Annotated in this window: 28 protein-coding genes, 2 tRNA genes and 1 pseudogene; 15 read left to right on the top strand and 16 right to left on the bottom strand. The window is 53.5% G+C overall.

What is annotated here, in order from left to right:
• The first annotated feature begins 357 nt into the window (after window positions 1-357).
• Window positions 358-1,146: a phosphate starvation-inducible protein PhoH gene (phoH, locus tag SK53_RS07520; protein ID WP_048208965.1), complete on the top strand. Its 789-nt coding sequence runs from the start codon at window positions 358-360 to the stop codon at window positions 1,144-1,146.
• 474 nt (window positions 1,147-1,620) lie between these two features.
• On the opposite strand, the gene SK53_RS07515 is transcribed toward phoH, so the two are convergent.
• The 3 genes from SK53_RS07515 to SK53_RS07505 all read right to left on the bottom strand — a co-directional run bounded on the left by SK53_RS07515 (window position 1,621) and on the right by SK53_RS07505 (window position 3,404).
• Window positions 1,621-1,708: transfer RNA gene (locus tag SK53_RS07515), tRNA-Ser, on the bottom strand.
• Window positions 1,709-1,845: 137 nt separating this feature from the next.
• Window positions 1,846-2,523, bottom strand: coding sequence for an isochorismatase family protein (locus SK53_RS07510; RefSeq protein WP_003858068.1), 678 nt, complete (start codon window positions 2,521-2,523; stop codon window positions 1,846-1,848).
• 20 nt (window positions 2,524-2,543) lie between these two features.
• Window positions 2,544-3,404 carry a pirin family protein gene (locus tag SK53_RS07505; RefSeq protein WP_032608986.1) on the bottom strand — a complete coding sequence of 287 codons (861 nt, stop codon included), beginning with the start codon at window positions 3,402-3,404 and terminating at the stop codon, window positions 2,544-2,546.
• A gap of 109 nt (window positions 3,405-3,513) precedes the next feature.
• Here SK53_RS07505 and SK53_RS07500 point away from each other — a divergent pair, with 109 nt between their 5' ends.
• Window positions 3,514-4,419, top strand: a complete 906-nt coding sequence (locus SK53_RS07500) for a LysR family transcriptional regulator (RefSeq protein WP_045894142.1) — start codon at window positions 3,514-3,516, stop codon at window positions 4,417-4,419.
• 131 nt (window positions 4,420-4,550) lie between these two features.
• Here SK53_RS07500 and SK53_RS07495 read toward each other — a convergent pair.
• Window positions 4,551-4,638, bottom strand: a tRNA-Ser gene (locus tag SK53_RS07495).
• 229 nt (window positions 4,639-4,867) lie between these two features.
• On the opposite strand from SK53_RS07495, the gene ghrA reads away from it, so the two are divergent.
• The 4 genes from ghrA (at window position 4,868) to SK53_RS07475 (ending at window position 7,781) form a co-directional block, all read left to right on the top strand.
• Window positions 4,868-5,806: a glyoxylate/hydroxypyruvate reductase GhrA gene (gene ghrA / locus SK53_RS07490; RefSeq protein WP_003858063.1), complete on the top strand. Its 939-nt coding sequence runs from the start codon at window positions 4,868-4,870 to the stop codon at window positions 5,804-5,806.
• Window positions 5,807-5,890: 84 nt separating this feature from the next.
• The gene (locus SK53_RS07485; RefSeq protein ID WP_022650773.1) at window positions 5,891-6,628 is read left to right on the top strand and encodes a phosphatase; all 738 of its coding nucleotides are present in this window, start codon (window positions 5,891-5,893) and stop codon (window positions 6,626-6,628) included.
• A gap of 19 nt (window positions 6,629-6,647) precedes the next feature.
• Window positions 6,648-7,202: a TorD/DmsD family molecular chaperone gene (locus SK53_RS07480; RefSeq protein WP_003858059.1), complete on the top strand. Its 555-nt coding sequence runs from the start codon at window positions 6,648-6,650 to the stop codon at window positions 7,200-7,202.
• A gap of 96 nt (window positions 7,203-7,298) precedes the next feature.
• The gene (locus SK53_RS07475) at window positions 7,299-7,781 is read left to right on the top strand and encodes a DUF1097 domain-containing protein (protein WP_075262515.1); all 483 of its coding nucleotides are present in this window, start codon (window positions 7,299-7,301) and stop codon (window positions 7,779-7,781) included.
• Between the two features lie 43 nt (window positions 7,782-7,824).
• Here SK53_RS07475 and csgG read toward each other — a convergent pair whose 3' ends face one another.
• From csgG to csgD, 4 genes are read right to left on the bottom strand one after another with little or no spacing between them, the layout of a single operon-like run.
• Window positions 7,825-8,658, bottom strand: a complete 834-nt coding sequence (csgG, locus tag SK53_RS07470) for a curli production assembly/transport protein CsgG (protein WP_003858055.1) — start codon at window positions 8,656-8,658, stop codon at window positions 7,825-7,827.
• 26 nt (window positions 8,659-8,684) lie between these two features.
• Window positions 8,685-9,101, bottom strand: coding sequence for a curli production assembly/transport protein CsgF (gene csgF / locus SK53_RS07465; RefSeq protein WP_003858054.1), 417 nt, complete (start codon window positions 9,099-9,101; stop codon window positions 8,685-8,687).
• Between the two features lie 26 nt (window positions 9,102-9,127).
• A complete protein-coding gene (csgE, locus tag SK53_RS07460) occupies window positions 9,128-9,517 on the bottom strand; it encodes a curli production assembly/transport protein CsgE (protein ID WP_003858052.1) in 390 nt (129 codons plus the stop codon).
• 4 nt (window positions 9,518-9,521) lie between these two features.
• Complete coding sequence (csgD, locus tag SK53_RS07455; RefSeq protein WP_003858049.1) at window positions 9,522-10,172, bottom strand: biofilm master transcriptional regulator CsgD; 651 nt, start codon at window positions 10,170-10,172, stop codon at window positions 9,522-9,524.
• Window positions 10,173-10,915: 743 nt separating this feature from the next.
• Here csgD and csgB point away from each other — a divergent pair.
• The 5 genes from csgB (at window position 10,916) to ymdB (ending at window position 13,346) form a co-directional block, all read left to right on the top strand.
• Entirely contained in the window at window positions 10,916-11,371 is a 456-nt protein-coding gene (gene csgB, locus SK53_RS07445; protein WP_003858046.1) for a curli minor subunit CsgB, read from the top strand.
• Between the two features lie 39 nt (window positions 11,372-11,410).
• Window positions 11,411-11,866 (top strand): curli major subunit CsgA, encoded by a 456-nt coding sequence (gene csgA, locus SK53_RS07440; protein WP_003858043.1) that lies wholly within the window; start codon window positions 11,411-11,413, stop codon window positions 11,864-11,866.
• Between the two features lie 56 nt (window positions 11,867-11,922).
• On the top strand, window positions 11,923-12,255 hold the full coding sequence (gene csgC, locus SK53_RS07435) for a curli assembly chaperone CsgC (protein ID WP_003858040.1): 333 nt from the start codon (window positions 11,923-11,925) through the stop codon (window positions 12,253-12,255).
• A gap of 153 nt (window positions 12,256-12,408) precedes the next feature.
• The gene (locus SK53_RS07430; protein WP_048208959.1) at window positions 12,409-12,729 is read left to right on the top strand and encodes a type 1 fimbrial protein; all 321 of its coding nucleotides are present in this window, start codon (window positions 12,409-12,411) and stop codon (window positions 12,727-12,729) included.
• Window positions 12,730-12,809: 80 nt separating this feature from the next.
• A complete protein-coding gene (ymdB, locus tag SK53_RS07425; protein ID WP_023324442.1) occupies window positions 12,810-13,346 on the top strand; it encodes an O-acetyl-ADP-ribose deacetylase in 537 nt (178 codons plus the stop codon).
• Between the two features lie 41 nt (window positions 13,347-13,387).
• Here ymdB and mdoC read toward each other — a convergent pair whose 3' ends face one another.
• Window positions 13,388-14,527, bottom strand: a complete 1,140-nt coding sequence (mdoC, locus tag SK53_RS07420) for a glucans biosynthesis protein MdoC (protein ID WP_023315799.1) — start codon at window positions 14,525-14,527, stop codon at window positions 13,388-13,390.
• A gap of 255 nt (window positions 14,528-14,782) precedes the next feature.
• Between mdoC and mdoG the strand changes: the two genes are divergently transcribed.
• The 3 genes from mdoG (at window position 14,783) to SK53_RS07405 (ending at window position 19,169) form a co-directional block, all read left to right on the top strand.
• Window positions 14,783-16,336 (top strand): glucans biosynthesis protein MdoG, encoded by a 1,554-nt coding sequence (mdoG, locus tag SK53_RS07415; RefSeq protein WP_048208956.1) that lies wholly within the window; start codon window positions 14,783-14,785, stop codon window positions 16,334-16,336.
• Entirely contained in the window at window positions 16,329-18,857 is a 2,529-nt protein-coding gene (gene mdoH / locus SK53_RS07410; RefSeq protein ID WP_015570846.1) for a glucans biosynthesis glucosyltransferase MdoH, read from the top strand. The genes mdoG and mdoH overlap by 8 nt, the downstream gene beginning before the upstream one ends.
• Before the next feature lie 84 nt (window positions 18,858-18,941).
• Window positions 18,942-19,169: a YceK/YidQ family lipoprotein gene (locus SK53_RS07405; RefSeq protein WP_003858030.1), complete on the top strand. Its 228-nt coding sequence runs from the start codon at window positions 18,942-18,944 to the stop codon at window positions 19,167-19,169.
• A 7-nt stretch (window positions 19,170-19,176) separates the two neighbouring features.
• Here SK53_RS07405 and SK53_RS07400 read toward each other — a convergent pair whose 3' ends face one another.
• The 3 genes and pseudogenes from SK53_RS07400 to SK53_RS07390 all read right to left on the bottom strand — a co-directional run bounded on the left by SK53_RS07400 (window position 19,177) and on the right by SK53_RS07390 (window position 21,944).
• Window positions 19,177-19,551: a MysB family protein gene (locus SK53_RS07400; protein WP_003858026.1), complete on the bottom strand. Its 375-nt coding sequence runs from the start codon at window positions 19,549-19,551 to the stop codon at window positions 19,177-19,179.
• A gap of 79 nt (window positions 19,552-19,630) precedes the next feature.
• A pseudogene (gene mdtG / locus SK53_RS07395) lies at window positions 19,631-20,876 on the bottom strand (multidrug efflux MFS transporter MdtG).
• Window positions 20,877-21,017: 141 nt separating this feature from the next.
• Window positions 21,018-21,944: a Kdo(2)-lipid IV(A) acyltransferase gene (locus SK53_RS07390; RefSeq protein ID WP_048208954.1), complete on the bottom strand. Its 927-nt coding sequence runs from the start codon at window positions 21,942-21,944 to the stop codon at window positions 21,018-21,020.
• A 218-nt stretch (window positions 21,945-22,162) separates the two neighbouring features.
• Between SK53_RS07390 and SK53_RS07385 the strand changes: the two genes are divergently transcribed.
• Complete coding sequence (locus SK53_RS07385; protein ID WP_048208952.1) at window positions 22,163-23,212, top strand: oxygen-dependent tRNA uridine(34) hydroxylase TrhO; 1,050 nt, start codon at window positions 22,163-22,165, stop codon at window positions 23,210-23,212.
• A 38-nt stretch (window positions 23,213-23,250) separates the two neighbouring features.
• Here SK53_RS07385 and SK53_RS07380 read toward each other — a convergent pair whose 3' ends face one another.
• The 4 genes from SK53_RS07380 to solA form a co-directional block, all read right to left on the bottom strand.
• A complete protein-coding gene (locus SK53_RS07380; RefSeq protein ID WP_022650779.1) occupies window positions 23,251-23,829 on the bottom strand; it encodes a YceI family protein in 579 nt (192 codons plus the stop codon).
• Window position 23,830: 1 nt separating this feature from the next.
• Window positions 23,831-24,397 carry a cytochrome b gene (locus tag SK53_RS07375; RefSeq protein ID WP_003858015.1) on the bottom strand — a complete coding sequence of 189 codons (567 nt, stop codon included), beginning with the start codon at window positions 24,395-24,397 and terminating at the stop codon, window positions 23,831-23,833.
• Between the two features lie 225 nt (window positions 24,398-24,622).
• Complete coding sequence (locus SK53_RS07370) at window positions 24,623-24,736, bottom strand: YceO family protein (RefSeq protein ID WP_003858014.1); 114 nt, start codon at window positions 24,734-24,736, stop codon at window positions 24,623-24,625.
• 50 nt (window positions 24,737-24,786) lie between these two features.
• The gene (gene solA / locus SK53_RS07365; RefSeq protein WP_023324445.1) at window positions 24,787-25,905 is read right to left on the bottom strand and encodes an N-methyl-L-tryptophan oxidase; all 1,119 of its coding nucleotides are present in this window, start codon (window positions 25,903-25,905) and stop codon (window positions 24,787-24,789) included.
• Between the last annotated feature and the right edge of the window lie 83 nt (window positions 25,906-25,988).

Genomic DNA, 25,988 nt, shown 5'->3' with positions numbered 1-25,988 from the left:
ATTTATGATAATTCCTGATGTACTTAAGAGAAGACAGCGGTAGTTCCCGGCAGTGATGTTAACTCACTATGGAGATCGCGAATGGTTGCGTCCTGTACTGGACAAGGTAAACATATCAACCGCAGTACCCGGCGCGGAGGCTCAGACTCCGGCAGCGATTTCTTCACCACCAAATTCTCTCCTTCACCTCAACAACCTTTTTCTACCGACGTGCATAACGGTGCGCGTAGCCGTTGTATATCGTCATCCGGTAATGCAAGCAATGGCTTACAAGGAAGCCAACCCTCTGATGTTCGTGCGCATAATCGTGCCGATGCTGGCGCGTGTGATGAATACCAACAACTCAAGGTGCTATCCATGGGAAGACAGAAAGCAGTGATCAAAGCTCGTCGTGAAGCAAAACGTGTGCTGAGACGGGATTCACGTAGCCATAAGCAGCGTGAAGAAGAATCGGTCACCTCGCTTGTGCAGATGAGCGGCGTAGAATCCATTGGCATGGCGCGGGACAGCCGCGATGCATCGCCAATTGTGGCGCGAAATGAAGCTCAGGCGCACTACCTGAATGCTATCGAGAGTAAACAGCTCATCTTTGCAACCGGGGAAGCCGGATGCGGGAAAACCTGGATCAGCGCCGCCAAAGCGGCGGAGGCGCTGATTCATAAGGACGTGGAAAGGATCATCGTTACCCGTCCGGTACTGCAAGCGGATGAAGATCTGGGCTTCCTGCCCGGCGATATTTCCGAGAAGTTTGCCCCGTACTTCAAGCCCGTCTATGACGTGCTGGTGAAGCGGTTGGGCGCTTCCTTTATGCAGTACTGCCTGCGACCAGAGATTGGCAAGGTGGAAATCGCGCCGTTCGCCTATATGCGCGGACGTACATTTGAAAATGCGGTCGTTATTCTTGACGAGGCTCAGAACGTGACCGCTGCGCAAATGAAGATGTTTTTAACGCGCCTCGGGGAGAACGTGACGGTGATCGTCAATGGCGATATTACCCAGTGTGACCTGCCGTCGGGCGTCAAGTCTGGCCTGAGCGATGCCATGTCACGTTTTGAGGAAGATGAGATGATAGGGGTGGTACGCTTCACAAAAGAGGATTGCGTCCGCTCGGCGCTCTGCCAGCGCACGCTACAAGCGTATTATTGAATATGCTGTTGTGTTCAAGGCCCGGGAAACCGGGCTTTGTTTTTTGTGCATTTTATCCCCTCTTCCCAGGGGAGAGGGTTAGGGTGAGGGACTCAGGCCGCACCGAGCTGCATACAGCACCGGGGGGATTGACTCGCTGCGCTCGCCCTGCGGGCAGCCTGTTCGCTTCGCTCTCAGTCTGTCCAACTGGCTGCGCCAGTTGTCGAACCCCGGTCGGGGGTTCTCATTCCCCACAAAGGCGTACAACATGCAAAAAAAAGCCCGCATTTTCATGCGAGCTCTTCTTCAAATATGGCGGTGAGGGGGGGATTGACTCGCTGCGCTCACCCTGCGGGCAGCCTGTTCGCTACGCTCTCAGTCTGTCCAACTGGCTGCGCCAGTTGTCGAACCCCGGTCGGGGGTTCTCATTCCCCCCAAAGGCGTACAACATGCGAAAAAAAAGCCCGCATTTTCATGCGAGCTCTTCTTCAAATATGGCGGTGAGGGGGGGATTCGAACCCCCGATACGTTGCCGTATACACACTTTCCAGGCGTGCTCCTTCAGCCACTCGGACACCTCACCATATTGTTTTGCTGCCTGACCGCTTGGGGGGCAACGGGGCGCTACTATAGGGAGTTGCGCTAAAACGGTCAAGCAGATTTTCAGCATTCGTGCTTGTTCGGTTAAGCCTTAATCAGCTTATGTCGCAGCGCGCAGGATTAACGCTGCGAATCGAGCACTTCGCTATTTTTCACCACGTCCTGCGCTTTGCTGTAGCTTTCGATCAGCAGCTGGTAGGCAGGGAAGATGTGTGTGTACACCTCTGCCCATTCACCCGCATCTTCACGGTTCCACGTGCGCTGAATTTCGGAAGCAACGGCTGCCGTGTCCATCGGCACCACGCCTGCCTGCACCACGCGCGCCAGGGTGATCTCCTGCGCCATTTTGCTGTAGGTGCCGGAGGCATCAATCACCGCAAACACTTTATATCCGTCCGCCACCGCGCTGATGGACGGGAAGGCCATGCAGACGCTGGTGATCGTCCCCGCGATAATCAGCGTTTTGCGCCCGGTGGCTTTCACCGCCGCCACGAACTCCGGGTTATCCCAGGCGTTGATCTCACCCTTGCGTGCCACATACTGTGCGTGCGGCGCGTTGGCGTGGATCTCCGGGATAAGCGGGCCGTTCGGTCCCTGTGGAACCGACGCCGTGGTGATCACCGGGATCTTCGCCAGCGAGGCGATTTTTGCCAGCGCTGCTGCACGGGCGCGCAGCTCAGGCATTGGCATGTCTCCTACGGTCTGGAACAGCCCGCTCTGGTGATCGATAAGCAGCATAACGGCATCGTTTACGTCAATAACGGGACGTGCACCGTTGAAGTTTGCAGGGGTAGACATAATGCGCTCCTTTATTACGTTTAGATTTGGCCAAAGCGGCCGGAGTTAAAATCGCGAATAGCCTCGGCGATTTCGGTTTTACTGTTCATCACAAACGGGCCATAGCCCACGATGGGTTCATTCAGCGGCTCCCCGGCCATCAGCAGCACTTTGGCATCGCTGCTGGCTTCGAGATGCAGTTTGTCACCGCTCTGGCTCAGCACGACCAGTTGCGCCTCACCGGCAGGCGTGGTGCCGTTCACCGTCACGCTGCCTTCAACGACAACCAGCGCCGTGCTCCAGCCTTCGGGCTGATTAAGCGTCAGGTGGCTACCCTGATGCAGCGCGAGATCCCACACGTTCAGCGGTGAGAAGGTATGCGCCGGGCCGGTTACCTCTCCAAAGCGGCCAGCAATCACGCGCAATGTTCCGCTGTTATCCGGCAGGGTGACCACCGGGATATCCGCCTGAGTGATGCTCTGGTAGCCAGGCGTCGCCATTTTGTCCCTGGCGGGCAGGTTGACCCACAGCTGCATCATTTTCAGTTCACCGCCTTTCTGCGAAAACGCGCTGGAGTGGAACTCCTCGTGCAAAATGCCTGCGCCCGCCGTCATCCACTGCACGTCACCTGGACCAATAACGCCGCCTCTGCCGGTTGAATCACGGTGCTCCACTTCGCCTGAGTAGACGATGGTCACCGTTTCAAAACCGCGATGAGGATGCTCGCCCACGCCGCGTTTCGCGCCATCCGCCGGGAAGGTATGCGGTCCGGCGTAGTCCAGCAGCAGGAACGGGCTCAGGGGCTCGCCATGCGTCTGGTAAGAAAACATCGAACGAACCGGAAAACCGTCACCGACCCAGTGCGGACGAGGTGCGGTATACACGCCTGTTACGTTTTTCATGATTAACTCCTGATGTCCTGTTGATGGAATTAGCTTATATTCAGGGTTAATATCCCGGTAGATAGCGAAAATGACATTCACTGTTCCTTAAATGGAACAATGGAGGCGTATGCAGGACCTCAATGATTTCGTATGGTTTGTGAAGGTGGTGGAGCATGGCGGCTTTGCAGCGGCGGGTCGGGCGCTCGATCAGCCTAAGTCGAAACTGAGCCGTCGGATTGCGCAGCTGGAGGAACGCCTGGGTGTTCGGTTGATACAACGTACCACGCGGCAGTTTGCGGTGACGGAGGTGGGGCAGACATTCTATCAGCACTGTAAAGCTATGCTGGTGGAGGCTGAAGCTGCGGAGGAGGCGGTGGCTGCTTTACAGGCTGAGCCGCGTGGTATGGTCCGGATCACCTGTCCTGTCACCTTGCTGCACGTTCACGTGGGGCCCATGCTGGCGCGGTTTATGGCGCGCTATCCGGGGATCAACCTTCAGCTCGAAGCCACCAACCGCCGGGTCGATCTGGTGGCGGAGGGGGTGGATGTGGCGATCCGCGTTCGTCCGCGCCCGTTTGATGACAGCGATCTGGTATTAAGGGTGCTGGCGGACAGGGGACACTGTCTGGTTGCCGGGCCGGCACTGATTGAACAGATGGGCAACCCGGCGATGCCCTCTGAACTCAGCGAGTGGCCGGGGTTAAGTATAGGGGCGGGCAAGCACCTGCATAAGTGGGAATTGAACGGGCCGGAGGGCGCAAAGGCAGAAATTCACTTCACGCCGCGCCTGGTGACTACCGACATGTTGGCGCTGCGGGAGGCGGCGATGGCGGGCGTGGGCGTGGTACAGCTGCCCATTTTGATGGTGAAGGATCAGCTGGCTTCAGGTGAACTTGTTCGGGTGCTGAATGCCTGGGAACCCAGACGGGAAGTGATCCATGCGGTGTATCCTTCCCGGCGCGGCCTGCTGCCATCGGTCAGGACGCTGGTGGATTTTCTCACCGAAGAGTATGCAAAGATGGTTGAAGACTAGCTTTTTGTAGGTCGGGTAAGCGTAGCGCCACCCGACACAATTACCGCAGGGGCTGCAAAGTTCGAATCCCCCACAGGCGTGCAACATGTGAAAAAAAAGCCCGCATTTTCATGCGAGCTCTTTTTCAAATATGGCGGTGAGGGGGGGATTCGAACCCCCGATACGTTGCCGTATACACACTTTCCAGGCGTGCTCCTTCAGCCACTCGGACACCTCACCATATTGTCATCCCGTTGTTGTCGGGACGGGCGCTAATGTAAGTAAAAGCCGTACTGCCGTCAACCCACTTTTTCAGTAATTTAGCGTGTTTAGACAAACTTCAGGCAACCTGATTCCGAAATGTGCGAAATGCGCCTCTTTTATCAGCAACGCGGTTTAGCGATAAATTTGTTATGCTGGCAAGCCAGTTGAAAATGAAAATAAAACAGTGCAATAAAAGGCAATGACTATGGATATTATCTTCTATCACCCCACTTTTGATACGGCTTACTGGATTAATGCGCTTACGGCGGCACTGCCTGGCTCACGCGTTCGCGAATGGAAACAGGGCGATAATGAACATGCCGACTACGCGCTGGTCTGGCATCCCCCGGTCGAAATGCTTCAGGGACGCCGTTTGAAGGCGGTATTTGCTCTTGGTGCGGGGGTGGATTCCATTCTCAGTAAGCTGAAGGCACACCCTGAAATGCTGCCGGAAGATATTCCCCTGTTTCGTCTGGAAGATACCGGTATGGGGCAGCAGATGCAGGAATATGCCGTGAGCCAGGTGCTGCACTGGTTCCGCCGTTTCGACGATTATCAGGCGTTTAAACAGCAATCCCACTGGGAACCGCTTCCGGATTATCAGCGTGAAGATTTCACCATCGGCATCCTCGGCGCGGGTGTACTGGGTTCGAAAGTCGCCGAAGCGCTCGCACCGTGGGGCTTCCCACTGCGCTGCTGGAGCCGGAGCCGTAAGGAGTATCCTGGCGTCGAGAGCTTTGCCGGAACGGACGAACTCCCGGCGTTCCTGAAAGGGACTCGCGTCCTCATTAACCTGCTGCCGAATACGGCGGAAACGGTCGGCATTATCAATGGTACGCTCCTCAACCAGTTGGCAGAAGACAGCTACTTAATGAACCTGGCGCGCGGGGTACACGTTGTGGAAGACGATCTGCTGAAAGCGCTGGATAGCGGTAAACTGAAAGGCGCAATGCTGGATGTGTATAGCCGCGAACCGCTGCCAAAAGACAGCCCGCTCTGGGCACATCCGCGCGTGGCGATGACGCCCCATATTGCGGCCGTGACGCGACCGGCGGAGGCCGTGGCGTACATCTCGCATACCATCAGCGAAATAGAGAAGGGCAACGCGGTGACCGGACAGGTCGACAGACAGCGAGGCTACTGAGAGAAACCCGGCGTTCGCCGGGTTTTTGCTAATATTCGCCGCTGATAACTGCTATCCTTTGGAAAAACCGCAGAGGAGAGAAAGATGTATCCCGTTGACCTGCATATGCACACCGTCGCCAGTACTCACGCTTACAGTAACCTCCATGATTATATCGCTCAGGCGAAGCTGAAAGGCATCAAACTGTTTGCGATAACCGATCACGGTCCGGATATGGCGGATGCGCCTCACTACTGGCATTTTGTGAATATGCGTATCTGGCCACGCCTGGTGGACGGTATTGGGATACTGCGCGGCATCGAAGCGAACATCAAAAATACCGACGGTGAAATTGATTGCACCGGCCCGATGCTGACCTCTTTAGATCTGATCCTCGCTGGCTTCCATGAGCCGGTCTTTGCGCCCCAGGATAAAGAGACCAACACCGCAGCGATGATTGCCACTATTGCCAGCGGCAACGTGCACATTATCAGCCACCCGGGAAATCCGAAATACCCGATTGATATTCAGGCCGTGGCGCAGGCGGCAGCGAAGCACCGCGTGGCGCTGGAGATTAACAACTCCTCCTTTGTTCACTCGCGTAAGGGCAGTGAAGCCAACTGCCGCGAAGTGGCGGCGGCCGTGCGTGACGCGGGCGGAATGGTGGCGCTGGGCTCTGATTCACACATGGCCTTCACGCTGGGGGATTTCAGCGAGTGCCTGAAAATATTGCGGGACGTGAATTTCCCGGAAGAACAGATCCTGAACGTCACGCCGCGTCGTATGCTCGACTTCCTTGAGTCGCGCGGCATGGCGCCGATTGATGAATTTGCCGATCTTTAATTAATAACGGAATAAAAACATGAATGAGTTTTCCATCCTTTGCCGCGTGCTGGGCACCTTATATTACCGCCAGCCGCAGGATCCGCTGCTGGTTCCGCTGTTTACCCTGATTCGTGAAGGTAAACTGGCGCAGAGCTGGCCGCTGGAACAGGATGAACTGCTGGAACGCTTGCAAAAAAGCTGCGATATGCAGCAGATTTCAACGGATTACAACGCGCTGTTTGTGGGGGAAGAGTGTCGCGTGTCGCCGTATCGTTCTGCCTGGCAGGAAGGTGCGACCGAAGCGGAAGTTCGGGCGTTTCTTTCAGAACGCGGCATGCCGCTGACGGATATGCCTGCCGATCATATCGGTACCCTGCTGCTGGCGGCCTCCTGGATTGAAGATAATGCAGGTGATGATGAGAACGAGGCGATTGAAACCCTGTTCGAAACGTATCTGCTGCCGTGGGTTGGCACCTTCCTGGGTAAAGTTGAAGCCCACGCCACCTCGCCATTCTGGAGAACGCTGGCTCCGCTGACGCGTGACGCTATCGCTGCTATGTGGGACGAGCTGGAAGAAGAGAACGAAGAGTGACTTGAATCACAAAAATTCTGCAACGATACATTTCAACTTGCACGTAATGTGCTTCTGATCTCATTTATATGGTGCGCATCTGCTAAGATGCGCACCATGAACATATTACTTTGTATTGCAATCACGACTGGCATCCTCTCCGGCCTCTGGGGTTGGGTGGCTGTCTCTCTCGGCTTGTTGAGCTGGGCTGGTTTTCTTGGCTGCACGGCCTATTTCGCCTGCCCGCAGGGTGGTCTCAAAGGGCTCTTTATTTCAGGCTGCACGTTACTGAGTGGCGTGGTCTGGGCGCTGGTCATTATGAAAGGCAGCGCGCTGGCGCCGCATCTGGAAATCCTGGGGTACGCCATGACCGGCATTGTGGCCTTCCTGATGTGCGTTCAGGCAAAACATCTGCTGTTGTCCTTTGTGCCCGGCACGTTCATGGGTGCCTGCGCGACCTTTGCAGGGCAGGGGGACTGGAAGCTGGTGGTCCCTTCGCTCATGCTGGGGTTACTGTTTGGCTACGCCATGAAGAACAGCGGCCTCTGGCTTGCGGCCCGACGCGAGAAGAGCCAGCGCGTTCCTGCGGTAAGTAAATAAAAAAAGGCGAGACGGAATTCTCGCCTTTTTTATGCGCCGTCGATTATGACTCTGGCGGCACCGACATCTCACGATATTTCACCAGCACCGCATTACTCACGTCACTTTTATTCTGAAGATCCCACAAGCCGCGATCGATACCGTCATTAATCAGGAAAATCACGCCGGTTTCGATGGCCGACATCAGACACAGCATGACCGGCTCGTTAGAGGTATAGCCAATTTCACCCTCCAGCAGACGCTGGTAATCGATAAAGCGGAATACCCCGGCCTGCACTTCATAAGAGAGAATCGTTTTGCTGGTGGTCACCGAGGATAATATCTCACCCGTGCTCACGTTAACCACGCGCAGGTTGACGGCAATCTGGTCCAGCTGATACTGCGTGTCGGCCCCGATGCCAAAGTAACGCGCACCCGCGCCACCCGATTTCACGTTACTTTCGTAGCCGATAATCGAGCCTTCCACCATGATATTGGCTGCGGTGAGAGACTGTAGCGGCATGCGGTTATTGACGCCAACGGTACCATTCTCCTGCGCGGCACGAATGATTTTTCGTTCGTTAAGCAGGTTTTGCAGCCCCTGACGTTCCAGCGGGATAAACCAGCGAGAATCTTTCAGGGCGGTAACCAGCATCGCGGTGGCGCTCTGCGGTACGGCTGTCGAGAAGTTACTGGCCGGATACGGTTTGAACTGACCCGTCTCATCCTGAATGTTATACACCGAGACGAATATCTTTCCGGTTGGGACCGGCAGATGCGTCAGATCCCGATAGCTCTGGGCACGAGGCATCAGGGTGGGTTTAGCGGCTTCTTTTGGCGGGGCAGTTAAACAACCGCTTAATAAGCACACTGCAACTAAAATAAAAAAGCGCTGCATAATAATTGTCCTTATTTCGGGGTTGTTTAGAAATCAGTTGAACTGGTCTGCAAACCGGAAACCTGGATTGTCGACGTTTTACCGGTTTTTCGGTCTGTCACATTTAACTGAAGCTGCCCGTCTTTATTGGCAATATCGACGATAAAGTCGTTGGTGACCATCCGGCCGGGTTTTCCGGTATTAATGTTAGTTAATAAGCCACCTAATATTTGCGACTGGATGGCCTGAGTAAAATTATCCAGGGCTGACGGGGTCTCGATACCGAAATCATCGTCATAGCTGGGGTCTTTATAGGAGTTTTGAGCCTGAGCCTGGTTAAGCATAAAGGCTCCGTTATTCGGGTTGCCGCCAAAATTAGGGTTGCGGAACTGGAATGTCATATTTCCGGCCCAGCTCAACGGCGCAATGAGCATTAACGAAATCACTGTGTGTGCGAGACGCATTACAGCCTCCGAAATTGGTATCGTTGTTAGAACTCATCTTTTGCTAAATCGCCTGTGCTCAAAAGGGCTTTGTCTAACTGTAGGCGGTTAATAGCTTCTTCTGTTTGTGCCAGCGCGAAAGCGACGTTCTGATCGAAGTCTCTTTTCGTTGGGAATAAAAAAGTCTGGTAAATAACGTCCTGATTAGCGGTTATTGTGATCCAGCTTCCCCACCGCGCACTGGGCCGTTCGTTGATGGTTAAGTTACCCGGATAATCGCTTTCCCACTTATCGCTGAAGGCACGATAAAAATCGTGTCCGACAGAGGTGACGGTGTGGTCGGTTAACAGTCCGGGAACTTCTACCTCAACAGCCTGAAGGTTTCCGGCAGCAAGCATAATGCCTGCGGCGGCAATCCAACTTAAGGTGCGTTTCATGCTATTAACGCCTGAGGTTATCGTTTGCCCACGACACCGCCTGCGTGCGATTTTTAACAGCTATCTTTTTGAAAAGATTATAAAGATGCGTCTTAACCGTATTTTCGCTGATAAATAACGAACGGGCGATTTCAATATTTGAAGCACCAATACGCAGTTTGTTCAGGATCTCTTTCTCACGGTGGGTCAGAAGGGCCGATTCCGAACTGTTATAGCGATAATTTCCGGAGTGGGTAATGAGGTAGCTGGCCAGTTTCTGCGAGAAATAACACTCCCCCCGCAATATGCCCTGCAAACCCTCCACGACACGGTTTTCTTCTTCAGTGACGTAAAACACGCCGTTAATATGCGGCCAGCTCTCAATTTCGCGGAAAGGATACTCATCAGGCGTATTTAATAACAATACGCGGATATTATTGTTTTTCCTGCTTAAATTATCTTGCCAGTAATGAATGAGTTTTTTATCCGCTTCCATCATATCGAGAAGAATGATGCTGCCAGAAGCGATATCATCAAAAGAACGTTGAATATTATGCAGTTTCCCGTTAAGAGACAGGCATTGCTTTAAATGCTGCAATAACGCTGTCGCTTGTAAGGAAGGTTTTGTGATCAACAATAATGTATGACCGGGTAAGCTATGGACTTCATTAAACATGATGAAACCCCACGTTATTTATGACACCCGGCAGTTGCCCTCGTATTATTGAAAAGGGCACCAGAGGTACTGACAGGTGTGGCACTGCTGTGTGTAGTTAAAAAACCTTCCTCCAAAGGAGGCGGTAAAATTAAAAACAAATAACGTACTGCTGTTTTCAATCTAGCTATTGCAAACTTTAAAGCAAGTGTTAATCGTGTAACAGAATGTAAAATTCGATATTAATTTGTGTATATTGCAGGGCTAATAGATTTTAAGATAAGGGGAAAGTTGTACATGTGTATAAACGTGCACAGATTTTAAAAACCATAAAGTAAATTATAATGGGTTGAATTATTTGGCTTTGTATTATTCTAAGCCAGCCGGTAAAAAGTATGATCTCTGCTAAAAACATAAGACTTCCCTAAGCCAGAATTTTTTCTTAAGAAAACTTGCTTCGTGTCACGCGCGTGGCAAAGGGCATTGTCTTTTTTGTCTGAAGAAGCCGGTGCAGGTTGGACAGTCTGTCTCGCTGTTGTACAAGCGCAGGAAGACATTTTTGTTTTCTGCTTTAGGCGTGTATCCCGTCGTTTCAGGCGAGATTTACGACTTTGAGGTGAAGGAGAATATAAAAATAAGGCGCACGGGTGAGATATTAAACATGTTTCGGCAGACATACTCTTTTCCGTAACGCGGCGTTAACAAAACGAATCGCGTTAACGGAGCAAGAGATACTTTTTTATAGCCAGGTCCAGGGTGACAGCATGAAAAACAAAACGTTGTTTATGATGTTTACATTACTGGGTGCGCCTGGGTTTGTAATCGCAGGTGATTCAGATTTAGCCAGTTCTGAATATAATTTTGCGATAAATGAATTAAGTAAAGCTTCATACAATCAGGCAGCCATTATTGGTCAACAGGGTTCAGGAAATAATTCTGATGTACGCCAGGACGGTTCTAAATTGCTGTCCGTTATTTCTCAGGAGGGCGGGAATAACCGCGCGAATGTTGATCAGTCAGGGACGTATAACCTTGCTTATATCGATCAGACCGGCAACGGCAACGATGCGAGTATTAAGCAGGGCGCTTTTGGCAACACCGCCATGATTATCCAGAAAGGCTCGGGTAACAGGGCGAATATAACGCAGTATGGTACGCAGAAAACAGCAGTTGTAGTACAGAGACAGTCGCAAATGGCTATTCGCGTTATTCAACGTTAGCGATGTGTGACGCCTTAATCAATCCGATGGGGGTTTACCATGAAACTTTTCAAAGTGGCAGTTATTGCAGCAATCGTAGTTTCTGGCAGTGCTTTCGCAGGTGCGGTACCACAATTTGGCGGCGGCCACGGTGGTGGCTGGGGTGGCGGCAATAACGGCCCTGACTCAACCCTGAGCATTTACCAGTACGGCGGCGGTAACTCCGCGCTTGCTTTGCAGACGGACGCCCGAGATTCTGAATTGACCATTACCCAGCATGGTGGTGGTAACGGCGCAGATGTTGGCCAGGGCTCTGATGACAGTTCTATCGATCTGCTGCAAAAAGGCTTTGGTAACAGCGCCACCATCGACCAGTGGAATAGCAAAGACTCTGTTATCAACGTGAAACAGTTCGGCGGCGGCAACGGCGCGGCGGTAGACCAGACAGCGTCCGGCTCAACGGTGACTGTGCACCAGGTTGGCTTTGGCAACAACGCGACCGCACACCAGTACTGATTCATTTCTGTACCAAAAAACAGGGCATGCGCCCTGTTTTTTTTCGGGAGGATCTCATGAGCACCTTCATTCTCCTTGCCGCGCTTGCCAGCCAGATAACGTTCAGCACCTCACAGCAGGCAAATATGACAACCATTATTCCTCAGGTCACGCTGGCAGACGCTTGCGAATGTCAGGTTGAGGTGTTATCTGTCCGACAGGGGCAGGGGGGACAAAGTACATCGCGGCAGAAAAATACTCTTTTTATACCCGCTAATCAGCCGATTGATTTAACGCGAATCAGTTTAAATATTCGCTCAGGGGATGCGGTAAAAATAATCGTCACCGTTTCCGATGGAAAATCGCTTCATTTATCACAGCAGTGGAACGCACCGGTAAGTGCGCTTTAATAATTCATGAAATCAATGATTTAATAAAGTGGCGGCGCTGCACAGGTAAGCTATGCTGATATCAAGAACCCAGTCATCGGGTTGCTTAAATTGATACGTCATAACGGAGCGTTTTTACCCCTCAAGGACGAATTTCATTGAGGAGTACAAATAATGTTCAAATCCGCAGCGTGTATTATTTCTGGTCTGGGACTGATCCTGTCCTCTTTTTTTTCTCCGGCTTATTCAGCAACTATAGAAAATGGTGGGGTGATTCATTTTCGTGGCGCGGTGGTCGCTGACCCGTGCGAAGTCACGCCCCGGCATCAGCAGTTTGCGATCTCCTGTCCGGAAAATAACCGTATGAAAACGCATACCATCAGTTATGACGAGGCGCTCCGGGGCCATGATCCTCATTCAGCTCTGGCCGCTGTCAGCATGAAATACCTGAATGAACAGAAAACGCTTGCGGTCGTTCAGGTGGATTACCGCTAACCGACGTTTTTTTCGCGGCAGTTTTTCTCCTTCTCCCTCTGCGATACACTGGTGAAAAAGGCGGGTTGCAGAGGGTGTTTATGAGACCGCAAATCGACGTTATTCATGGCGATATCACGACGGTGCGCGTTGACGTGATCGTCAACGCAGCCAATTCCTCCCTGATGGGTGGTGGCGGGGTGGACGGTGCCATTCACCGGGCCGCAGGCCCTCAACTCCTTGAAGCATGCAAAACCGTGCGTCAGCAGCAGGGAGAGTGCCCGCCGGGGCATGCTGTTATTACGCTTGCGGGCGATCTCCCGGCCAAAGCGGTGATCCATACCGTTGGACCCGTCTGGCACGGTGGCGACCGCCATGAGGCTGAGATTCTGGAGCAGGCGTATCGTAACTGCCTGCGGCTTGCGGCGGATAACGGGTATAAGACCATGGCGTTCCCCGCCATTAGCACCGGGGTGTTCGGCTATCCAAAGGAAGCGGCAGCTACGATCGCCGTGAATACCGTTTATCACTACCTTTCCCTCAAACCCATGCCGGAAAAAGTCATTTTTGTCTGTTTCGATGAGCACACCGCCGACCTGTATCAGCGGATTTTGACCGCGCGCAGCCAGGCATTTTGATGTCTGAAGTGCAAAAACGGCGCCCTGGAGGCGCCGTTTTGTTATCCCGCTTTAACCTGAGGTTTGCCTGAGAACAGGAAACGCAAAAGCGGGATCCGCAGGTGGATTTCATACAACACGATGGCAATGCCAACCACAAAGACCAGGCCGGTGAAGAAGCCCAGCGCATTCGAGGCGATATGCGGCGTAATGTACGCCCCGAAAAACAGCGTCAGCGGATGGTGAACCAGGTAGATAAACAGCGAAGCATTAACGAAATAGGTGACGCGACTGGATTTAAAATTCAGCAGACGATGGCCAAGGGCGAACACCACGTTCACCATCCACAGGCCCATCAGCATCGTTATAACGCTCTCTGTTTCATACATCCACGCGTCCCCGCTGCCATAGCGCTGATTGAGAAGATAGGCGGCAAAGGCCAGCGCAGCACCCACCGCACACCAGGGGGAGGGGGTGGTAAACAGCGCTTTAAGCCGGGGATGAATAAATGCCAGCGCCCCAATCAGGAAGAAGGGAATGTAGAACAGGGTCTGCATCACCACGAAATTAAACAGCCCATCGCTCAGAATGGGAGGGTAGACAATGAGCAGGGTACGCCTGATGGCGGCATACGCGACCCCCAGCGCAAGAAACAGCAGCGACAGCTTGCCCAGGGTGATGTTGGCGAAGAAGGTCGAGGATGTGGTGCTCGCGCGCTGACGCAGCTGGCTGAAGATCAGCAAACTCACCGTGGTTAGCACCACCAGTACCAGCAGGAACCAGAGGTGGGAAATAAGCTCCCAGACCAGGGTGTTGTATTTCTCATAGAAGGAGAGATTCGGCCAGTTTTCCGCCTTGCCTTTAACATGCTGCAACATGATGAACTGCGGCAGCGTCAGCAGCGGAATGGCCGTCAACATCGGTATGCCCACGCGCTCCACGCGCACTTTCCACCATCGCTTGAGGGGATAGCGCAAGAAGAGCATGTAAGAGAAATAACCGGAAATAACAAAAAACACCTGCATGCGGAAGGCATGGATAAAATCATTAAACAGCGTCAGCCACCAGGAGGGCATCTGGCTGTTCACGTGCCAGGTGTGGCTGGAATAGATCAGTGAAATATGAAAAGGGATCCCCAATAGCATGAGCCATGCGCGGATCGAGTCGAGGAAATATTCACGTTGTACAGGGGTTGTGCTCATATAACTTTGCGCATTCTCAGACTTTTCGCCTTATCCCTAAGGCTCATAATGGTTACATTCGGAGCCAACCCTACACCAAGACCGACACCCTGTCTCCAGGATAAGCACGCAAAGTGAAAAGCGGGTTCTTTCATTTGCTTAATCCATGAGCCAGCGAGCTGAACAAAGCAGTGATAATGTTGTCGGATTGCCTGAGTTTCCATTAAAATGGATCGGATCGATATAAGCACACAAAGGGGGAAGTGCTTACTTATTATGAAACATAAACCACAAATGATGAAAATGCGTTGGTTGGGTGTAGCAGTGCTGTTGTCACTGTATACCTCATCTGCACTGGCCTTTAACATCGATGATGTCGCAAAACAGGCAAAATCGATGGCGGGCAAGAGCTACGAAGCGCCAAAAAGTAACCTGCCCTCCGTTTTCCGCGACATGAAATACGCGGACTATCAGCAGATCCAGTTCAATCACGATAAAGCGTACTGGAACAATATTAAAACCCCGTTCAAGCTTGAATTTTACCACCAGGGTATGTACTTCGACACGCCAGTTGCCATCAATGAAGTGACGGCGACCGCGGTACGCAAAATCAAGTACAGCCCGGATTACTTCAATTTTGGCGATGTGCAACACGATAAAGACACGGTGAAAGACCTCGGCTTCGCAGGCTTCAAGGTGCTTTATCCGATTAACAGCAAAGATAAAAACGATGAAATCGTCAGCATGCTTGGCGCCAGCTACTTCCGCGTGATTGGCGCGGGGCAGGTGTACGGGCTTTCTGCGCGCGGTCTGGCAATTGATACCGCGCTGCCATCAGGTGAAGAATTTCCACGTTTTCGCGAGTTCTGGATCGAACGTCCAAAACCAACCGACAAACGTCTGACAATTTATGCGCTGCTGGACTCCCCTCGTGCGACCGGCGCTTATCGCTTCGTGATCATGCCAGGGCGTGACACGGTGGTTGACGTGCAGTCTAAAGTTTACCTGCGCGATAAAGTGGGCAAACTGGGCGTCGCACCGCTGACCAGTATGTTCCTGTTTGGGCCGAACCAGCCATCTCCGGCGACTAATTTCCGTCCTGAACTGCATGATTCCAATGGCCTCTCCATCCATGCCGGTAACGGCGAGTGGATCTGGCGTCCGCTGAACAACCCGAAACACCTCGCGGTCAGCAGCTTTGCGATGGAAAACCCGCAGGGCTTTGGTCTGCTGCAACGTGGCCGTCAGTTCTCCCGCTTTGAAGATCTGGATGACCGCTACGATCTGCGCCCAAGCGCCTGGGTTACGCCGAAAGGCGACTGGGGTAAAGGTAAGGTTGAGCTGGTTGAAATTCCAACCAACGATGAAACCAACGATAACATCGTGGCGTACTGGACACCGGATCAGCTGCCTGAAGCCGGTAAAGAGATGAACTTCAAGTATGCGATTACCTTCAGCCGTGACGAAGACAAGCTGCACGCACCGGATAATGCGTATGTGATGCAGACGCGTCGTTCAACGGGTGACGTGAAGCAGTCCAACCTGATTCGTCAGCCGGATGGCACGCTGGCATTTATCCTGGACTTCACCGGGCAGGATATGAAAAAACTGGCGCCGGATACTGCCGTGACGGCACAGGCCAGCATTGGCGATAACGGTGAAATCGTTGAAAACGCCGTGCGGTACAACCCGGTCACCAAAGGGTGGCGTTTGACCCTGCGCGTGAAGGTGAAGGATCCGAAACAGACCACTGAAATGCGCGCCGCGCTGGTCAGTAACGATAAGCCGCTGAGTGAAACCTGGAGCTATCAGCTACCTGCCAATGAATAATACATCTGAATATATTGATGCCATGCCGCTGACGGACATTGAAAAAGCGGCGCTCCCTGCGAGCGACATCCGCGCGGTTCACACCGCGCTGGATGGTGAACATCGTCATTTTTCCCGTGATGATGATACGCCGCTGGGGTCAGTGAAGGCACGTCTGGAGCAGGCATGGCCGGACTCGCTGGCAGAAGGGCAGTTAATCAAGGATGACGAAGGGCGTGACCAGCTACAGGCGATGCCGAAGGCCACGCGTTCCTCGATGTTCCCCGATCCGTGGCGCACCAACCCGGTGGGCCGCTTCTGGGATCGTCTGCGTGGGCGTGACGTGACACCGCGCTATCTGTCACGTCTTACCAAAGAACAGCAGGCCTCCGAGCAGAAATGGCGTACCGTAGGAACGATTCGTCGTTACATTCTGCTGCTGCTGACGCTGGCGCAGACGGTTGTCGCCACCTGGTACATGAAAACCATTCTGCCGTACCAGGGCTGGGCGTTGATTAACCCTGCTGACATGATTGGCCAGGATATCTGGGTCTCCTTCATGCAGCTGCTGCCGTATATTTTACAGAGCGGCATTCTTCTGCTGTTCGCCGTGCTGTTCTGTTGGGTCTCCGCCGGGTTCTGGACGGCGCTGATGGGCTTCCTGCAACTGCTGATGGGGCGTGACAAATACAGCATTTCCGCGTCGACGGTCGGGGATGAACCCCTCAATCCTGAGCACCGTACCGCGCTGATCATGCCTATCTGTAACGAAGACGTTGACCGCGTATTCGCCGGGCTGCGTGCCACCTGGGAGTCCGTGAAGGCGACCGGTAACGCGGCGCATTTCGACGTCTATATCCTGAGCGACAGCTACAACCCGGATATTTGCGTGGCAGAGCAAAAAGCCTGGATGGAGCTGATTGCCGAGGTGCAGGGGGAAGGGCAGATCTTCTACCGCCGTCGTCGTCGTCGTGTTAAGCGTAAGAGCGGGAACATTGATGACTTCTGTCGTCGCTGGGGTAACCAGTACAGCTACATGGTGGTACTGGATGCGGACTCCGTGATGAGCGGCGACTGCCTGAGCGGGCTGGTCCGTCTGATGGAAGCCAACCCGAACGCGGGTATTATTCAGTCCTCGCCAAAAGCGTCAGGTATGGACACGCTGTATGCGCGCTGCCAGCAGTTTGCGACCCGCGTCTACGGGCCGCTGTTTACTGCCGGTCTGCACTTCTGGCAGCTGGGTGAATCTCACTACTGGGGCCACAACGCCATTATCCGCGTGAAGCCATTCATCGAGCACTGTGCCCTGGCGCCGCTGCCGGGTGAAGGGTCGTTTGCCGGGTCCATTCTGTCGCATGACTTTGTGGAAGCTGCTCTGATGCGTCGTGCAGGGTGGGGCGTCTGGATTGCCTACGATCTGCCTGGCTCGTATGAAGAGCTGCCGCCGAACCTGCTGGATGAGCTCAAACGCGACCGCCGCTGGTGTCACGGTAACCTGATGAACTTCCGCCTGTTCCTGGTGAAAGGGATGCACCCTGTTCACCGTGCGGTGTTCCTGACGGGCGTTATGTCCTATCTGTCTGCGCCGCTGTGGTTTATGTTCCTGGCACTCTCGACCGCGTTGCAGGTTGTGCATGCTCTGACGGAGCCGCAATACTTCCTGCAACCGCGCCAGCTGTTCCCGGTGTGGCCGCAGTGGCGTCCGGAGCTGGCGATTGCGCTGTTCGCGTCGACCATGGTGCTGCTGTTCCTGCCTAAGCTGCTCAGTATCATTCTGATCTGGTGCAAAGGTTCGAAGGAGTACGGTGGCTTCTGCCGCGTGACCCTTTCATTGCTGCTGGAAGTGCTGTTCTCGGTCCTGCTGGCGCCGGTGCGTATGCTGTTCCATACGGTGTTTGTGGTGAGCGCGTTCCTGGGATGGGAAGTGGTGTGGAATTCACCGCAGCGTGACGATGACTCTACGCCGTGGAGTGAGGCCTTTATGCGCCACGGCTCTCAGCTGCTGCTGGGCCTGGTGTGGGCCGTTGGTATGGCCTGGCTGGATCTGCGTTTCCTGTTCTGGCTGGCGCCAATCGTCTTCTCGCTGATCCTGTCGCCGTTTGTGTCGGTGATCTCCAGCCGTTCCACGGTGGGCCTGCGTACCAAACGCTGGAAGCTGTTCCTGATCCCGGAAGAGTATTCTCCGCCGCAGGTGCTGGTGGATACCGATACCTATCTGGAGCAGAACCGCAAACGCACGCTGGATGATGGCTTTATGCACGCCGTGTTTAACCCGTCATTCAACGCGCTGGCAACCGCGATGGCGACGGCGCGTCACCGCGCCAGCCAGGTGCTGGAGATCGCCCGCGATCGCCACGTTGAGCAGGCGCTGAACGAGACGCCAGAAAAGCTTAACCGCGACCGTCGTCTGGTGCTGTTGAGCGATCCGGTGACGATGGCACGGCTTCACTACCGCGTGTGGTCCGCGCCGGAGAGATACTCTTCGTGGGTGAACTACTATAAGGACGTTAAGCTGAATCCGCTGGCACTGAAGGCGAAGTAAGTTGTTAAGTAGGGCGGGTAAGCGAAGCGCCACCCGCCAAATGAAATACCGGCTTAATCGCCGGTATTTTTTTAGAGGTCAGACATGAAAGTAATCATTGTCGTCATGATGGCATGCCTGCTCAGCGGCTGCGGCAGCATTATCAGCCGCACCATCCCCGGGCAGGGCCACGGGAATCAATACTACCCCGGCGTACAGTGGGACGTTCGCGATTCCGCATGGCGCTATCTCACCGTGCTCGATCTGCCGTTTTCGCTGATTTTCGACACGCTGCTGCTGCCCATTGATGCCAGTCACGGCCCTTACGAGTAACGGGAGCTCATCGCTCGTCCCATTCGTCCGCTGCGGCCTGACCCTCTTCGGTATCCAGCGGCGGTTCGAGCTGAAACTCGCCTTCGTCCCATTCGTGCAGCGTATTTTCTTCCAGCCACTCCTGACGTAACTCAATTTCGTCATAGTCGCCGTCGAATACCGCCTGTGCACCTTCACCACTCAGTATCGGCAGACATTCACCATCTTCACCTTCATCAGCAAAGAATTCGGCCTGCCACATAATATCGCCGTCCTGTAGGACGTATTTTTGGATATTGAGTTGTTGCACGTCAGCATCTTCTTCCTCAATGCCGGGATTATCAGCGAGGAACTCTTCGCGAGCGGCATCAATTGCTTCTTCCAGCGTGGCGTACATGGTCATTGGTGTCTCCCTGTTTTTCGTGAAGGTATTCAGGGAAAGAATAGCTGATTATGTGATTTTGCAAGTATGAATGCGAAAATTAGCCGTCACGATGTTGTCTTATTCGCCCCGGGCGTAGCGCCCGGGATAAGCTGAGCCACGAATAAACGGCGTTGAACAGCACGACGCCTGCTGTCACGATAAAGACCGCCCGGAAACCGAAACTGGCTGAAATCCCCGCACCGACCAGCGGCCCGGTGACGTTACCCAGATCGCGAAACGACTGGTTATAGCTGAAAATACGACCAGCTATCTGGTTGGTGGAATTATAGACCAGCAGCGTCTGCACGGCCGGGAGCAGTGCGCCATCGGCAGCCCCCAGCAGGAAGCGCAGGATGCCGAGCTGCCAGGGAGACTGCACCATCGCCATGGGGATCAGCAGCAGGACGGAGACGATCAGGGCGCAGATCAGGATCTTTTCCGGGCCGATACGGTCTCCCAGCTTGCCGAGCCGCGGCGCGCTCAGTAGCGCCGCCACGCCGGGACACGCCGGGAACAGAGGCGATCAGGCCGCTGATAAAGGCGATATTGCTGACGTTTCCCGCCAGATCGCGGACATAGAGCGTCAGAATAGGCGCGATTGAACCGGTGGCCACCTGGATAATCATGGTGGTCACAAACAGACTCAGCACCAGCTTTGGGTTTTTCAGCGAGGCCAGCACATCCCGGGCGTGCAGCATCTCTTTTTTGGCTACCGGCGTGAAATTCTCCCGGATACAGATAAGCGTCACCAGGAAGCAGAGGAACAGCACGCTGGCGGTAATGAAGAATACCGGCCGCAGTCCGTAGTGGTCGGCCAGCAGCCCGCCCGCCAGCGGGCCCAGCAGTGCGCCACTTACGCCGCCAGTGGAGAGCGTGCCCAACGCCCAGCCGCTTTTCTGGCGCGGGATTTGGGTGGCGATCAGGGCGTTGGCGTTAGGGATAAATCCCCCGAGCAGACCCAGGAGTGCGCGTAATATCAGGAACTGCCAGACGTTCTGCGCCATCCCCATCAGCAGCATAATGATCGCCATGCCGAGCGCGGAGCGCAGCAGCATAATTTTGCGGCCTTTGCGATCCGCCAGCCCACCCCAGAAAGGCGACGCAATGGCGGAGAACAGGAACGTAATGCTGAACACCAGGCCGGACCACATATTCAGGGCGCTATGTCCGGTGACGCCGAGCTGCTCAACGTAGAGGGGCAGGAAAGGCATCACCAGGCTAAAGGCGGCGCCAGTAAGAAAACAACCCAGCCACGCAACCGTCAGGTTACGTTTCCAGTTTATGGGAGCATCTGTGGGGGACATAACTATCCGCATAATGAGGTGCAGGGCACCGTGACCAGTGAGGTAATAAGCCTGCTAATTATGCGCCCGGGGTATGATTGCCGCAATGACGGGGAGCTTTTAAAGCTAAAACAACATGCGGCCCGGATGGCCGCATGCAGGTTAATAACGTGAAGGGACGCCCTGAGGCCGGGTTTTAAAGCGGCGATGCAGCCACATGTACTGCTCCGGGGCGAGCATAATGCATTTCTCGACAACGCCGTTCATCCAGCGGGCGGTGGTTTCCGCATCAATCAGCGGTGGCGCGAGCTCCGGCTCCAGCATGATGAGCTGATAGCCTGAACCGTCTGGTTTACGGCGCGGTACAAACGGCACGATAGCCGCTTTGGACATTCGCGCCAGCATCCAGGTCCCGGTGGTCGTCGCTGCATCTTCCACCGCAAAGAACGGAACAAACACGCTGGATTGCGGGCCATAGTCATGATCCGGGGCGTACCAGACCACTTCACCTGATTTCAGGGCGCGGATCATCCCTTTCAGGTCTTTTCGGTCGATCATGCTTTTATTGGAGCGCATACGTCCTTTGGTCTGGATCAAATCGATCACCGGATTATCGTTAGGACGATAAACGCCAATACCGGGCGCCTGCATGCCGAACATGCGTGCGCCAATTTCGAGCGTCAGAAAATGAACGCCAATCAGCAGGACGCCAGTCTGGTTGGCCTGAAGAGTATGCACTGGCTCCATGCCGGTCCCGGCCACTTCCGTCCAGCGCGCCATGCGCTTATCCGACCAGAACCAGGCCATACCGGTCTCCATCAGCCCCATGCCGACAGATTCGAAGTTTTTAACCACCATGTCGTGGCGCTCAGATTCACTCATCTGAGGAAAGCAAAGCTCAAGGTTGCGATACGCGATCCTGGCGCGACGCTTCATAAACTGCTGAGCAATGCGACCCAGCCCTTTACCCATGCGGAAAATGACGGGATAAGGCAGCTGTACAATTAGCCACAACAAGCCAATGCCTGACCATGTTAACCAATAGCGGGGATGCAAAAGCGCGGCAGTAAATTTCGGTAACTGGGTCATGTCTGTCCTGTGTTCTAACGTCCTGAAAGGCTATTGTCTCATTTTTTAAGGCATAGCCAAAATGTCTGTCATCGAAACATGAAAGAATATGCAAATGTTAAGTCTGATTAATCAGATTCACTGAAATGTAGCGTAAATTGTGTGGATGTAAATTGTCTTTGTTTGCTATATCATGCCGACCGATTTTTATTTCTCAACGATTGCAGGACTTGTACACCATGCCAGTGTTACACAACCGCGTTTCGAATGAGATGTTGAAAGCGCGTATGTTGGCCGAAACCGAACCGCGCACAACGATCTCTTTCTATAAGTATTTCACCATCGACGATCCACAGGCGACCCGCGATGCGCTTTACCAGGCTTTCACCGCCCTGAACGTGTTTGGTCGCGTCTATCTGGCGCGTGAGGGGATTAACGCGCAGATCAGCGTGCCGGAAAGCAAGGTCAGCGCCTTCCGCGATCTCCTTTACGGGTTTGATCCGGCGCTTAACGGCTTACGCCTGAATATTGCGCTGGATGATGACGGTAAATCATTCTGGGTGCTGCGCATGAAGGTGCGCGAGCGTATTGTGGCGGATGGCATTGACGATCCGAGCTTCAATGCTGCTAATGTGGGGGAATACCTGAAGGCCGCTGAAGTGAACGCGATGCTCGACGATCCGGATGCGGTGTTCATCGATATGCGTAACCACTACGAATATGAAGTGGGGCACTTCGAAAATGCGATGGAAATTCCTGCCGACACCTTCCGCGAGCAACTGCCGAAAGCGATTGAGATGATGCAGGAGCATAAAGACAAAAAGATCGTGATGTACTGTACCGGGGGGATCCGCTGTGAAAAAGCCAGCGCCTGGATGAAGCACAACGGGTTTAATAAAGTCTGGCACATTGAGGGTGGGATTATCGAGTATGCCCGCCGCGCCCGTGAGCAGGGTTTACCGGTGCGTTTTATCGGTAAGAACTTTGTGTTTGATGAGCGTATGGGCGAGCGAATTTCAGAGGACGTGATCGCGCACTGCCACCAGTGCGGAACACCGTGCGATACGCATACCAACTGCAAAAACGACGGGTGTCATCTGCTGTTTATTCAGTGCCCTGCATGTGCCGAGAAGTTTAATGGCTGCTGTAGCGAGCTGTGCAGTGAAGAGAGTATGTTGCCTGAAGAAGAGCAACGTCGTCGCCGTGCCGGACGCGAGAACGGGAATAAGATCTTTAATAAATCCCGGGGCCGACTGAATATCAAACTGGGTATTCCGGACCCGGAGTAAAACACTGCCCGGCGGCTCACAAGCCTGCCGGGCCTGTTTTATGACTTCTGCTGAACGCCTTCCACCGAAATAATCAGCTCTACATCCTGCGATGCCGGGCCTAAATCCGTGGTGATATTAAAATCTTTCAGATGAATTTTGCCTGCGGCTTCAAAGCCAGCACGTTTTCCGCCCCATGGATCGTCACCCTGTCCAATTAATTTGGCATCCAGTGTGACCGGTTTTGTTACGCCGTTCAGCGTGAGATTACCTGTAATAGCCAGTTTATCACCGTCTTTCTTCACCTCTGTCGACGCGAAAGTAGCTTGCGGGAATTTGCCCACGTTCAGGAATTCAGCGCTGCGCAGATGTTTATCACGCTCGGCGTGATTAGTGTCGACGCTGTTGGTATTAATGGTGACGTTCACTTTATCGGCAGCAGGGTTTTTCTCGTCGAAAGTAAATGTGCCATCGAAATCATTGAACGTGCCATATAACCAGCTGTAACCCAGATGCTGAATACGGAAATTGACGAAGGCATGCTGGCCCTCTTTATCAATTTTATAGTCGGCGGCCAGGGCCGAACCGGTAGTAAATAACAGCGAACCTAATGCGATACCCAACAGGCGTTTTTTCATTTTATGCTCCAGAGTCAACTGACGAACGGCCAAGCATGCGCTTCAGCGTATCGTCTTTATCAATAAAGTGGTGTTTCAGGGCCGCAAGGCCATGCAGGACAGACAGGATCACTACGCTCCATGCCAGCCACAAATGAACCACACCTGCGGTGTCAGCCTGTGAACCGGCGTCAGCCAGCGTGGCTGGGACATCAAAAAGCCCAAATACGCTGATCGGTTTGCCGTCTGCGGTCGAAATGAGATAGCCGCTGATCAGAATGGCGAACAGAAGGGCATAGAGTGCGATATGCGCGCCAACAGCGCTTATGCGGGTAAGTCGGCCATGGCTTTTGGGCGCAGGAGGGGGCGGAGAGATATGTCGCCAGATCACGCGAAAAACCAGACCCATCATCAGCAGAACCCCAATGCTTTTGTGCAATTCGGGGGCCTGATGATACCAACCGTCATAATAGCTTAATGTCACCATCCAGAGGCCGAGACCAAACATGGCATAGACGGCAATTGCAAATAGCCAGTGTAAACACATGGATATTATTCCGTAGCGACGGGAGGAGTTACGCCATTGCATATGAATTTCCGTTCTCAAATGACTGAGCAATAAAAATGGACGGGTTAAATAAATAATGCAACTGAAAAAAATGAATAATGTATTTTATTTAATTTATTTCAGCGAATTTGAATGTGTTTCCGCAATGTATTTCAATCGCTTCGTTCAATAAATTTGAGGCGACGTTTTTTAAAAATATAAGTTAAATAAATTTAAAGGAGTGTCAATAAACGTCAGCGAGAACGTTCAGAAGAATACAATATAGATAACGTCAATGATCGCCAGTAGCGACCAAAGAACAATGTAGAGCATGAAATGCTCGCGGATGTTATTGATAAGGTAATTCACCAGTCTGCGCATCATGCCCCTCTCGCTAAACAGGCCCCGGTTACTCGGAGCCTGAAGAGGTATTATCGATCAAAGCGCGAGAGCGCGAAGGGCTTGAGATCAAACGAAGGCGCTTTCCCCTGAGCAAACTGGGCGGCGATTTCACCTAACACAGAGGCAAATTTAAACCCGTGACCGCTGAGCCCGGTTACGAGCAGGGTGTTGTCGTGCCCCGGCAGGGTGTCGATGATAAAGTCTTCATCCGGGGTGTTGTCGTAGGTGCACGCTGCGCCGTAAAGCAACCCGCCTACGCCCGGCAGGATATTACGCAGGAACGTGAAGGCTTCGGAACCATCCTGCGGATAAGCTCCGTACGGTTTGCGTTCTTCCGCAGAGGAAATTACCTGCCCGCCGTTATGTTTGCCAATCTTGAGCGCGTCTTTTTCCGAGGGGAAACCGTAGAACTGGTCGCCATTGGGTAACTCGCCTGTAAACGCCGGGAATTTGTTCTGGCTGCTGTAACGCCCGTCAGACTGGAACCAGGAGAAGACTTTTCGCACCGGCTGGATGGGCAGGTCCGGCAGCAGTTTCGTCACCCACGTTCCCGCACTCACCAGCAGACGCGTGGCGGTATATTCACCTTCAGAGGTGGTGACGGTTGAACCCTCTGCATGGTGGGTGATGCCCGTGACCGGACAGTTGAACAACTGCGCGCAGCCCGCTTTGGCGGCGAGATCAATCCAGGTCTTAATGGCCGTTTCGCTGTGCAGTACGCCAGAGTTGGCTTCAAACAACCCAATGTAGTCTTCAGGGACAGAAATTTCCGGCCAGCGCGCCATGATGCCGTTCGCATCCAGACGCTCGACGTCCAGGCGGTAGGCTTTCGCGCTCTCCTCGACGGTCGCCAGAAACGTGGAGCTTGCTGGCCCCAGGTTAACGACCCCGGTGCGCTCAAAAATGCGTTCTTCGGTGAGGGCGGCCAGCTCATCCCACAGCGTCTGAGCCCGAAGCACCAGCGGTACATAGCGCTCACCTTCGCCATAAGCGTGACGGATCAGACGGGTATCGCCGTGATGGCTTCCTTCAGAGTGGGGAGGACGATGGGCGTCAATCATCAGCACATTCAGACCCGCCTGCGTGGCGTAATAACCGGCGGCAGATCCTACGGAGCCGCTTCCGATAATGATCAAATCGTATTTCATAGGCTTCTCTTTACTAACGCTTTGTTAGCAGAGTAATTAACTATGTAGGCTTATACAAGAACGAAATAAATAAGGCACCGCGA

The sequence above is a fragment of the Enterobacter sp. MGH119 genome, assembly GCF_001037675.1.
In the GTDB taxonomy this organism is placed as follows: Bacteria; Pseudomonadota; Gammaproteobacteria; order Enterobacterales; family Enterobacteriaceae; genus Enterobacter; species Enterobacter hormaechei_C.
Note: the sequence above shows the minus strand (reverse complement) of the source record. Positions and strands in the feature narration are given on the sequence as shown.